This is a genomic window from Paludibacter sp. (assembly GCF_009712605.1).
Lineage (GTDB): Bacteria > Bacteroidota > Bacteroidia > Bacteroidales > Paludibacteraceae > Microbacter.
This window is the reverse complement of the sequence record NZ_WASO01000003.1, coordinates 52,523-66,357: the sequence shown is the minus strand read 5'-3', so window position 1 is coordinate 66,357 and position 13,835 is coordinate 52,523. Positions and strand designations below refer to the sequence as shown.

Annotated in this window: 2 protein-coding genes; both read left to right on the top strand. The window is 45.5% G+C overall.

Features of this window, described 5'->3' with window-relative positions:
* The first annotated feature begins 45 nt into the window (after positions 1-45).
* On the top strand, positions 46-4,551 hold the full coding sequence (locus F8N35_RS04365) for a tail fiber domain-containing protein (protein ID WP_293050138.1): 4,506 nt from the start codon (positions 46-48) through the stop codon (positions 4,549-4,551).
* Between the two features lie 151 nt (positions 4,552-4,702).
* Positions 4,703-13,835, top strand: a 9,133-nt coding sequence (locus F8N35_RS04360; protein WP_293050137.1) for a fibronectin type III domain-containing protein, incomplete at its 3' end; no start/stop codon positions are given.

Here is a 13,835-nt window from a genome sequence, read left to right as displayed (position 1 = left end):
ATGATAACTGCATTAACGACATTTTTCCAGCACAAGTAAAGTAATATGAAAACAATATTGAGCAAAAATATCATCTCTTTAATTGTCGTTTCTTTTTTTGCACTTCATCTCTGTGCTCAAACCAAAAGACAGTTTAGTGGGGCTGTGCAAATTATGGAGGCTACACCAGTAAATCCAAATGTTGAAAATGCATTAACATTATATTGCCCTGTTGAAAATGAATTTTTCCAAGGATCAGGAGTGTTAGTTGGTGATATTGTTATAGATGCTACAGGTCATTCTTATGAGATAGATTATATTAGCCCGAATCCAACTTCAACTATTTACTGTACTGTGAAATGTACTGATGGCATTGATGCCAGTATGGGAACTGGAGTATTGTTTCGCCCAACTACTAAAGGTTTATACCTTTCCGGAGCTGAAATTCCGTCAAACGTTCTGTCTACTGCGATAAATGCGGCCTTACTCACCATTGATGCAAATACAACAAACTACTATTCAGGAGCAGTATTACCAGCTTCCTCTACCTATAAAATAGACGACGTTGTCTACAATTCAACATCGGCTGCACTATATAAACTCTCAAGCTCCGGATGGATCACAGTAACCGGAATTCAACCGTCTTTTGCCTGGCCGGCTACTGATGAACCTGTTACAACAAAAGGAGCTGTTGTCCAGAATTTTAACGATAATCAATATTATGTCTGCGACGGAACCACCTGGAATCTTGTACCAAGCATCACATCTCTCCCAACGACGTACAAATACGGAGATGTTTATTATACAACAAGTGATAATAAGCTTTATATGATGGGACAGGCAGGAACCTGGATGTCCATCAGTAGTACATCCATCCCTGCTGGATCAATTACCGATCGTCCAACATCTCCCAAACCCGGTGATTTCTTTTTCGATAATGTTAACAATATTCTCTATGTCTATGATGCTCTGAGCCGGTGGGTTATGGTATCAATCAACGGGTCGACTCCCACCGGGACAATAAATCCAAGTCCATCGACGACAACCGTGAAGGAAGGAGAAGTATTCTATAATACTACTGACAAAAAATTTTATTATTACAATGGAACTGTCTGGGTGAGCCTTACCAACACGTTGCCCGACGGGAAAATATTTGTGGGTAATGCATCCAATGTCCCTGCTGCAGTTTCCATGTCGGGAGATGCCACTATCAATGACCTGGGTCAACTAACGGTGGCTAATGGAGCCATCTCAAATGCAAAACTGGACAAAGCAAATATTCCATTGAGTGGTTTTGGCCGTGCTCAGAACTATATTGAAATGGGAGACGGAACCAACAACTACCAGATCAAACACCTTGCAATTCCTACCCTTATAGATGATGCTGCGACCAAAGGTTGGGTAGATATGCTTTTTACGACCCCTTCTACCCTCGGACTGAATAACAACAATATGTTTGTAGGAAACTCTTCCAACCGGGCGATCATGGTGTTAAAAAATGCTATCCCTATAAGTGATTTCGGCAAGGCAACGGCAGCTCTCAACATGGGTACATCAGGAGGTCCGTATTACAACATTTCAAATTTGGCAAATCCGACCGCAGCACAAGACGCCGCCACCAAGAATTATGTAGATACTAAAATGTTTAGCCCGGCTAATATTTCGTTAGCCACAAATCAAATATTAGTAGGCACAGCTGTAGGAGTCGCTTCTCCCGTCCTTAAATCAGCCGTCCCTCTTAGCGATTGGGGGGCTCCCACCACCGATATCCTAATGGGAGGCAAGAGCATTAAAAACATGCTTGACCCGACAAATGCGCAAGATGCTGCGACCAAAAATTATGTGGATTCCAAGAGCCTTTCACTAACCAATAATTACATCTTTGTAGGAGACGCTACCAATGTTCCCGTTGGTACCCCAAAATCGGCTGTTCCTTTAAGCGATTGGGGAGCAGCCACGACAAGTATCTCGATGGGAGGAACCAATCTGACCAATCTGGCTCAGCCCGTTAACAATCAGGATGCCGCTACCAAGAAATACGTAGACGATAAAACCGGTAGTATCACTACGGGGACTACGCCTCCAACATCTCCTACCCCCGGAACTACCTACTACAACACAACAGACAAAACATTCTATGTGTACGACGGAACCAGTTGGGTGCCTGTAAATAACATACTGCCCAATGGTCAGTTTTATGTTGGAGATGCATCAAACAAAGCTGTGGCTACACCCAAAAGTACAATCACCATCAGTGGGTTTGGCGATGCAAAAGCCAATGTATCGATGGGTGACGGCTCCAACAACTATAAAATAATCAACCTGGCAACGCCAACCGGCGATCGCGATGCCGCTACAAAAAAATATGTAGACGATAAAGCTAACGGTACTACCACAGGAACTACACCTCCTTCTACAACAACACCCGGAGCAACATACTATAACACAACAGATAAAACATTCTATGTTTATGATGGAACCACTTGGGTACCGGTAAATAACCTGTTACCTACAGGCCAATTGTATGTCGGGGATGCTTCAGGAAAGGCTGTCGCTACAGCTAAAAACACAATCCCGGTAAGCGGGTTTGCTCCCGCTACTGCCAATGTGGATATGGGAAGTCAAAAGCTGATCAATGTAGCAACACCTGCCGCCGATCAGGATGCTGCCACAAAAAAATATGTGGATGACAAAGCGGGTACAACAACCACAGGAACCACACCACCGTCGACTACCACTATCGGAGCTACTTATTACAACACAACCGACAAAACACTATACGTCTATGACGGCACCAAATGGATTCCGGTAAATAACCTGTTACCTACAGGCCAGTTGTATGTCGGAGATGCTTCCGGAAAGGCTGTGGCTACGGCCAAAAATACAATTCCGGTAAGCGGTTTTGCTCCCGCTACTGCCGATGTGGATCTGGGAAGCCAAAAGCTTACTAACGTGGCTGCTCCTGCGGCGGCTCAGGATGCTGCTACCAAAAAATATGTTGATGACAAAGCCGGGACCATTACAACAACCCAGCCGACTACCCCTCAAGCCGGAAATACTTATTACGACACCACCGCGAAAACTTTCTATGTGTACGATGGAACAAAGTGGGTGCCGGTAGATAATTCGCTGCCTCAGGATCAACTCTATGTGGGAGATGCAAATGGAAAGGCAGTTCCCACACCTAAAAGCGCTATCACCCTCAGCGGTTTTGGTGATGCAAAAGCCAATGTGTCAATGGGAGATGGTTCAAATAACTACAAAATTATCAATTTAGCAGCGCCGACCGGAGATCTGGAAGCCGCCAATAAAAAATACGTAGACGACAAAGCCGGGACAACTACCACAGGAACAACACCACCGTCGACTACCACTATCGGAGCTACTTATTACAACACAACCGACAAAACACTATACGTCTATGACGGCACCAAATGGATTCCGGTAAATAACCTGTTACCTACAGGCCAGTTGTATGTCGGAGATGCTTCCGGAAAGGCTGTGGCTACCGCCAAAAACACTATACCGGTAAGCGGATTTGCTCCTGCTACTGCCGATGTGGATCTGGGAAGTCAAAAGCTGACTAACGTGGCTACGCCTGCAGCGGCTCAGGATGCTGCTACCAAAAAATATGTAGACGATAAAGCCGGTACCATTACAACAACCCAGCCGACGACGCCGCAAGCCGGAAATACTTATTACGACACCACCGCGAAAACCTTCTATGTGTACGATGGAACAAAATGGGTGCCGGTGGACAATGCACTGCCTCAGGATGAATTTTATGTGGGTGATGCGAATGGAAAGGCAGTTCCCACACCTAAAAGCGCTATCACCCTCAGCGGTTTTGGTGATGCAAAAGCCAATGTATCAATGGGAGATGGTTCAAACAACTACAAAATTATCAATCTGGCAGCACCGACGGGAGATCTGGAGGCTGCCAATAAAAAATATGTAGACGACAAGGCCGGTAATACCACCACTGGAACCACACCTCCGTCGACAACAACTCCAGGTGCCACTTATTACAATACAATAGATAAAACGCTGTACGTCTATGACGGATCACATTGGGTGCCGGCAGGCGATAACCTTGGAAACCATACTGCTACTCAAAACATACAACTGGGCGCTTATGCCATCAGCAACGACGGCCAAAACAATAAAGGTCTGAGCTTCGACACAAGTGGTAATGCGACTTTTGGACAGGATGTGACCGTAAAAGGAAACTTCTACACACCTTCTGACGAGCGTTTGAAAACAAAAATCGAGACGCTGACGAAAGCTCTTCAATCTATTGACCGGATGCGGGGCGTTCGATTCGAATATAAAGATCAGACAAAATATGCCAAGGGAGCCAAAATAGGGGTCATTGCGCAAGAACTACAAAAGGTATTCCCGGAAATGGTAACAAAAGGAACCGATGGATACCTCAAGGTAGATTATACGCAGTTGACGGCTGTGTTGATCCAAGCCGTAAAAGAACAACAAACCCAGATTGAGGCATTAAAGAATAGATTGGACAGACAACAAGAACAGATCAATACTATTCTGAAGAAATTAGACAAATAAACAATCAGTGCAATTGAAACGGATATTTGTTACTCTTTTATTTGCTCTATTTATCTGTTCGGTAAATGGACAAAATCATTTTAAAATCATAAACGGAATTCCCCATTTTCCCGTTACTGAACCAAGCTCTATTACTAATCCTGAGCATGGGATGATAATTTTCAGTGACACAGAACACAAACCTCTGATTTATACTGAAAATGGGTGGGAGACTTTATGCACTTTAAATTTGTCAAGTGCCTCTCCCGACGAATTCTTTGCCGTCAAAAACGGCATTCCCTTTCTCCCCTCTTTGACAGCAGCACCTTCGCAGCCCCAACCCGGGTCTATCTACTATTCTGTTGCAAACAAAGCAATGATGATTTACAATGGATCGGCGTGGTTTAAAATGCCTCAAATGAAATCCGGCGTTTTTACTTCTAATGACGGATTTGCTTCGGGAGCAAACATTCGCACATACAAGCTTCCCATAACAAATGCGCCTCCCAATATTCTCTCAATATCAAAAGGGGCTTTCTATGTCAATGCATTAAGCCGGTCTATCAAGTATTTTGATGGCTCCCAATGGAAAGACATCAGTTGCCAGGCTATTGTTACAACAGCTCCAGTGACAAATCAAACAGGCTATAAGGCCACCAGCGGAGGCGAGGTTTTAACAAACGGAGCATCCGATGTGACACTCACCGGTATATGTTGGAGTCCATTCCCCGATCCGGACACCTTGCTTGTAACCAAAACAAGACAAATTCCTACCGGAAACGGCATAGGCACTTTTGTGAGCACAATGACCGATCTGCTACCTAAAACCAAGTATTATCTCAGAGCCTATGCTGTCAATGCCGAAGGTATCGTTTACGGACAAAGTATTGACTTCACAACACCCATTGCACTGCCGTCAATAATTACGCTTCCGGCCGATAGTATAAGCAGCACCCGCATCATAAGCGGAGGAGATATCTCTGCAGATGGAGGTGCACCTGTAACTCACAGAGGAACAATATGGAGCCAGCTGGGGGATCCGCTGGATGATCCGTCCCATAATATTACCGACGACGGATCGGGTGTGGGTAAATTTCCGAGCACCTTAATGAATTTATTGGGCAACACCACTTATTATATCAGAGCTTATGCTGTTAATAGTGCCGGCAAAGTCTATGGAAATTTAGTTGTGTTCACCACAAAACCTCCAGTGGTACCGATGATGAGTTCAGTAATTTCAATTACGAATATTACAGGCAGCAGTGCTTCTTCCGCTTCCATGATAATCGAAAACGGGGGTTCTCCCATTCTGGAACGAGGAGTATGCATTAGTACCGACAGAATCAATTATCAATTCATTCCATCGTCAACGGTTACGCCCACAGATATAGGGAATTTTACCAATTATCTATCTGGCCTGTTATCCGGAACCGTCTATTACGCTAAGGCATATGCCAAAAATGCCATTGGGTTTGGGTACAGTAGCGAAACCAGCTTTTCCACCCCTTCGAATGTAAATTTGACCACCGTGCCACCTTCCGATATTACCGAAAGTAGCGCCGTGAGTGGAGGTGTGATTATCGACGCCGGAGGTACAAACATAACCGAAAAAGGTGTTTGCTGGAGCTCTTCTCCCAATCCGACTGCCGATCTTCCGACAAAGACCTCGGTACCAATTGTTAATGATGGTACTGATAATTTTTCCAGTAATATTACAGGACTTACCTTAGGAAAAAAATACTATGTAAGAGCTTACGCGGTAAATACCAAGGGGATCTCATACGGAAATCTTGATAGTCTGGTCACACTCAATATCCCTACTGTCAGTACGATCAATGTTTCATCAATTGTTAACAACACAGCACAAGGCGGCGGTAATGTAACGGATGATGGAGGATCTACCGTCACTTCCAGAGGTATTTGCTGGAGTCAAACATCAGGGCCGACAACATCTTCTCCCCATGATGGCGGAGGTGGCGGGTTAGGCCTTTTTAGCGCTACCTTAACCGGTTTGACGGCTAATACGACTTATTATGTAAGGGCGTACGCCATCAACAAAACAGGAACTGCCTACGGAGAAGAGAAAACATGCATTATCATCCCCGGAATGCCTCAGGTAATGACTTCTGCCATCACCGATATCACATACAATTCGGCAAAAGGCGGAGGTAACATTACCGACGATGGTGGCATGGGAATCACAAAACGGGGTATTATATGGAGTGCCATTGGAGATCCTCAAGACGATCACAGTGCCGGCAGCACCGATGACGGAAACGGAAACGGAATATTTTCATCTGCACTTAAATCGTTACTCGGACATAAAACATATTATGTCCGCGCCTATGCAACAAACAGCGTGGGAACATCGTACGGTGATATAGAACAGTTTACGACTTCCATTCCCGTTCTGGCGAAGATTTCGAATCCTGTTTTTAATACCGGGAGTATCACCAACAACACCGCCATCGGTTCATTCAACATAACGGATAATGGAGGAGCACCTGTCACTGCAAGAGGAATTGCATACAGCATCGATAATACCAACTACACCTATGTCAATGCCAAAAACGATAATCTGACGGATATAGGAAATTTCCTTACAACGTTAACGGGACTTACCAAAGCAACTGTTTACTATGCAAAAGCATTTGCAATCAATAGCGTTGGTACTGCTTTCAGCGATGTGGTTTCGTTCCGCACCAATTCCATCCCTGAATTGACGACAGCTATGGTACAAAACGTTACCATCACATCTGCCGTTTCAGGTGGTAATATTACATTCAACGGGAATGATAACATACAAGCAAAAGGAGTTTGCTGGAGCGACCAACCAAACCCTACGTACAACCTATCTACCAAGACAGTAGAACAACTTAGCGGAAGTGATCTGGGTTCTTTCAGTAGCAACATTTCAGGACTAACACCCGGAAAGAAATATTACATAAGAGCCTATGCTGTAAATAGTTTTGGCGTTGGATACGGCAATCTCGATAGTTTAGTAACAATAGCACATGCGGCTCCTCTCTTGACCACAATCAAACCATCGGTCATCACCGGAAGTTCAGCCAACAGTGGCGGCAATGTATCCTATGCCGGAGAATCATCCGTAAGTGCGTATGGCATTTGCTGGAGCACCTCGCCAAATCCTACGCTCAGCCTGCCAACCACAACGTCGGAAACTATATCAGGAGATGGAGTCGGTTCCTTCACCAGTGTTCTTACTTCGCTACAACCCAACACAAAATATTACGTCAAAGCATACGCACGAAATAAATTCGGAATATCTTACGGGAATCTTGACAGTTTGATAACTGCGACTTTACCGTCTGAAATCAAAACTACCTCTCCGTCGGGCATTACACGTTCTTCGGCTACGAGCGGCGGCTCTGTTGGCAATGACGGACGAAGCAATATCGTGGCTCGTGGAGTTTGTTGGGCAACTACTCCCAATCCCACCATTTATGCAAATACTGCTTTAGGAGGATCCGGAACCGGAACCTTTGTGTGTGATCTAACTGGTTTGTCCGCTTCTACAAAATATTACGTGCGTGCTTTTGCAACGAATGATGTAGGAACTGTCTATGGAAATCTCGATAGTTTAGTAACCGGGCCTCCGGCAATTGCATCCGTTTCTACTCTGACACCCGGTACCATCGGAGGAACATCGGCTTTGGGTAAAGCCAACATTGCCAATGATGGAGGTTCACCTGTGACTGAAAGAGGATTCTGTTGGAATACAACAGGAAACCCCTCCATTTCTGATAATTATGTGGTAGCAGGGAGTGGTAACGGAGCCTTCTCGGGCAGCATCACCGGATTAACTCCCATGACCCAATATTATGTCAGAGCCTATGCAGTTAATAGTATTGGCATTGCGTACGGGAATGAAGTCTCTTTCTCAACCTTCACCGTTGCCACCATTGTTACATCGTCCATTAGTTCGGTCACTAACGTTTCGGCTGTGGGAGGAGGAACCATTACCAGCGATGGAGGAACGTCAGTCACTTCAAGTGGAATTTGCTGGAATACGACCGGAACACCAACGATAAATGATCAGCACACCACCTGCGGAATCGGAATCGGTAATTTTATTCATACCATCGATAAGCTGAAAGCCAGTACAGCCTATTATGTCAGAGCCTATGCCACCAACAATGCAGGAACTGCTTACGGTGACATTCAATCTTTTACCACTTCGGTAGCTACACCTCCCGAACTGACAACCATTCCAGCTACAAATAATGCAAACGGGAAATCTGCAATATGTGGTGGTACCATAACCAACAATGGAGGTGCCGACATTATTACTATCGGACTTGTATGGTGCAATGTTCCTGACTTCAGACCTGATACGGTGGTAGTTCAAAGAGTTACACGCACTGGCACAGATAATTTCACCGCTACAATACCCAATCTTGTTCCCGGAACAACTTACTATGCAAAAGCATTCGCATCGAATAGTGCAGGAACGGGTTATGCGTCGAATGAGGTCAATTTCACTACCTATAACTTCCCAACAGTGGTTACGACCTCCGTATCCAACATCACCACGACTACGGTTGATGCAGAAGGAAATATAACAGACAATGGGGGTGCCGATGTATCGGTCAGCGGGTTCTGCTGGAGTACCGGTAATACTCCATCTTTATCCGATAACAAGAGTGAAAACAGTACTGGTTACGGTTCTTTCCGGTCCACCGTCACCGATTTGTTGGGCAGTACCTCTTACTACATAAGAGCCTATGCTACAAACAGTGTTGGTACTACCTATGGAACCATTGAGAATTTTGTCACCAAGCCACCGACTCTTCCAACAGTAGAAACGACAACTCCGTCTCTTACATCTGCCAACGCTGCGACATCCGGAGGAAATATTACCAATAACGGAGGAGCTCTGGTTACGACCCGTGGTATTTTCTGGTGTACTCAACCCAATTTCAATACCGACACAATTACCGTCAATAAGACTGCAACCACCGGATATTTCAAAGGTAGTTTTACGGCAAAAATGACCGGATTACGCCCCAACACAGTTTATTATGTAAAAGCATATGCTATAAATAGCACGGGCATCGCATTTGGACAGGAGATGAGTTTCATCACCCCCAATCTTCCTACAGTATTTACCAAGGCCGGAATCTCTAACGGACCAACAAAAGCCACGACCGGAGGAGATATTACCGATACCGGGAACACCGATATATCTGATAGAGGTGTTGTATACAGCACTGTTGCAACGTTCAAACCAGACACAGTACTCGTAAACAGGACACATGACGGTGCTGCCGGAGGAAGTTTTATTACGAAACTACAACAATTAAAGGGGAACACCACCTACTATATAATATCTTTTGCCACCAATATTGCAGGCACAAGTTATGGTAATCTGGTCAGTTTTATTACCGATCCACCCACACTGCCAACAGTTGCAACAACGGAGGCAACCGACGTTGATGGAACACGCGCTACGGCGGGAGGCGTTATTTCTGAAGACGGAGGAGAAACCGTCACAACCAGAGGCCTTCTTTGGTCTACCGTCTCAGGGTTCCGTCCCGATACGGTTGTTGTTAACAAAACCGCCATCGTTGGAAACGGTATCGGAGCCTTCTACTCTACCATCAACCGTCTTTTGCAGGGGACAACATATTACGTGAGGGCTTATGCCATCAATAGTGTTGGTGTGGCCTATGGAAAAGAAGTTAGCTTCACTACATTTCAATTACCAACGGTCAAGACAATGAATGTAACTCCATCTACGGATGCCAAATCGGCCAGTAGCGGGGGTACGATCTTAGATAATGGAGGTACTCCCATTCTCGATCAAGGTATTTGCTGGAGCACTTCACCCGGAGCCACTACCGGGTTATCTACAAAAACTTCGGGAGATAAAGGCGATGGCGTTAATTTCTACAGTAATATGTCCGGGTTATCTCCTGTTACCACATATTACGCAAGAGCTTATGCCATTAATAATCAGGGTGTGGCCTATGGAAATGAAGTATCATTTGTAACACCAGCTGCCATCCCAACCTTAACAACTAATATTGTATCTCCGATATCCAAATCGTCGATCATGAGCGGGGGTAAAATTATTACCGACGGAGGAGCTGCCATTTCAAGCCGGGGTGTGATTTGGAGTGAAAATCCGAATTTTAATCCAGACACCGTAACTGTCAACAAAGTGATAGCCGGTAGCAGCAGTAGCAATTTTATCTGTACCGTCATCGGACTAAAAATCAGCACAGCCTACTATATCCGGGCTTTTGCAACCAATTCTGCAGGAACCTCCTATGGTAATCAGGTTACATTCACACTCTTCCCTACGGCACCGCAACTTAACACTACTGAAGTCCTTCAGGTAGGTGGAGGCGCAGCTACCAGCGGGGCTATCATTACCAGTGACGGAGGTGCAGAAATTACTCAGAAAGGTATTTGCTGGGCCACACACACTAATCCAACCATTGATGATACATATACCACAAACGGATCCGGGACAGACAATTTCAGCGCTTCGCTCACAGGGTTACAACCGAACACATTGTACTATGTGAGAGCATATGCCATTAATAAAATCGGAGTTGCTTATGGCGTTGAAAAAACAATCCTGACAAATGCCTTGCCTACTCTACTTGCAACTACGCCGGCAACAAATATCATTGCAACAACGGCTACCAGCGGAGGAGAAATAACAGACGATGGAAGGACTCCGATTATTGCCAGAGGTATCTGTTGGGATATTCGTATGAACCCGACCATTGCTCTGGCCACGAAAACGGTCGATAATACTCCCGGATTAGGGGTATTTACTGCCAACATGAGCGGATTGACTCCGGAAACGACTTATTACGTAAGGGCCTACGCAACCAATGCGATGGGAACCAGTTACGGTACACAGATTTCATTCAGAACACGCGCAGTCCTGCTTCCTGTCCTGACTACCATACATCCGTTTAACATAGATAGTGTGAAGGCAACCAGTGGCGGTAATATAAGCAATGATGGCGGCATGCCCATAACCGAAAGAGGTATTTGCTGGAGTACATACCCCAACCCAACTACTACGCTTTCAACGAAGGTTCGTGACGCTAACGGAGGATCCGGAACTTTTTCCGATTCATTTACAGGCTTAATCCCCGGTACAAAATACTATGTAAGAGCATATGCAATAAACAGCAAAGGGATCGGTTATGGAAACCAGGATAGTCTGATAACCCAGGCTATTAAACCCACAGTAAGCAATGTAGTAGTATCCGGTTTGACAAAGACAACCGCTGTAGCCACAGCTTCCGTTATTACCGATGGTGGAGCAATGGTTACCGTTCGCGGATTTTGTTGGAGTACCGACGGCAATCCAACGATTGCAAACGATACGGTTCATGTAGGAACCGGCACTGGTAGTTTTGCTTCAACCATAAAGAATCTCGTTCAGGGAACATCCTATCGCATAAGAGCTTTTGCAATAAATAATGCGGGAATCTCTTACGGACCTGTATATATTTTCACGACGCTGACAATCCCTACGTTGACAACGCTCGATATCTCGGGATTAAATGTCACACGTACCGAAAGTGCAATTTTCGTGAATATCGCCAGTGGAGGCAATATTACCAGTGACGGAGGAGCTGCTGTCCTCACAAGAGGTGTGTGCTGGAGTACGTCACCACATCCAACCGAACTTACCACCACCAAAACAACAAATGGTTCCGGTATAGGATCTTTTGCAAGTGCCGTGAATGGATTATCGATGGAAACCACTTATTACATTCGTGCCTACGCGACAAACAGTGCCGGAACCGGATATGGAAATGAAATTGTATACACTCCGCCCAAACTTCCCGTGGTAACAACAAGTGCGGTTTCAATATCTTCAACAAGTGCAAGCAGTGCAACCGGTGGCGGAGAAGTAGTTAGTGACGGGGGAACCACGGTTCTTGCTCGCGGAGTGTGCTGGAGTACAGCATCGGGCACAGCTTCTATTTCCGGATTACACTCTACGGATGGTAGCGGAATAGGCACTTTTACGAGTAATTTAATAGGATTGGCCTCCAGTTCCACATATTATGTGAGGGCCTATGCTACCAACGCAATAGGAACTGTGTATGGTAATGAAGTTACCTTCAACACACCTTCATTACCAACGCTTACAACCTCCCCGATGATTAGTTCAATAGATGTGGCAGGGCAAGCCTCGGGTGGTGGTACGGTTACAAACGACGGAGGATCTTCCGTTACTGCCCGCGGAGTGTGCTGGAGTACCACTTCAAGTCCGGTCGCCACGGGGTTGCATACCTCCAATGGAACCGGAACTGGCGATTTTACAAGTGTAATAAACGGATTGACATCGGGTACTACCTACTTTGTAAGAGCCTATGCTACAAACAATGTGGGAACAGCATATGGCAATGAAGTTACTGTCAGTACTCCCACTGTCCCTTCGGTATCAACCTATCCGGCAAGCATCTCCTATTTAGATCCCAGTATGGCCACTGGTGGGGGTGAGGTTACTGCAACAGGAGGAGTTCCTGTAACTGCAAGAGGTGTATATTGGAGTACCTCCAGTGCCATTCCTGCACTCAGTGCACCACATAGTTCCGACGGTAACGGAATGGGGACATTCTCGAGTTCCATTACCGGATTAGTTAGCGGAACAACTTATTACGTCAGAGCCTATGCTACAAATATAATCGGAACCGGATTCGGATCATCCGTAACCATTACAGCACCTACAGCACCTGTTGTTATAACCACTCAGCCGGTATCTTCTACCACCGACAACAGCAAGGCTTTAGGAGGCGGAACTGTCACCAGTGATGGAGGAGCTCCTGTAACCGCTCGTGGAGTATGCTGGAGTAATTCAACATCATCCCCTACTATATCAAATTCAAAAACTGTTGACGGAACCGGATCCGGATTATTCAGTAGTATTATATCGGGTCTGACAAACGGCACAAGATATTATGTAAGAGCTTATGCTACTAATGCTATCGGTACTACATACGGTAGCTATACAATCCTTGACACCAAAACAGTTCCTACTGTGTCCACCGTAACCCCAACGATTTCTACAGATGAACCAGGTATTGTGAAAAGCGGAGGAAATATTACCGATGATGGAGGAGCCCCTATTATCTCTCGTGGAGTATGCTGGAGCCTGACAAATGCAACGCCGACTCTGGCTGATGGGAAAACCGCTGATGGTGCTGGTACTGGCATATTTAGCAGCATATTGGCAGGACTCGATGCTACCAAAAAATATTATGTCAGAGCTTATGCAACTAATGCTGCAGGGACTGCTTACGGCA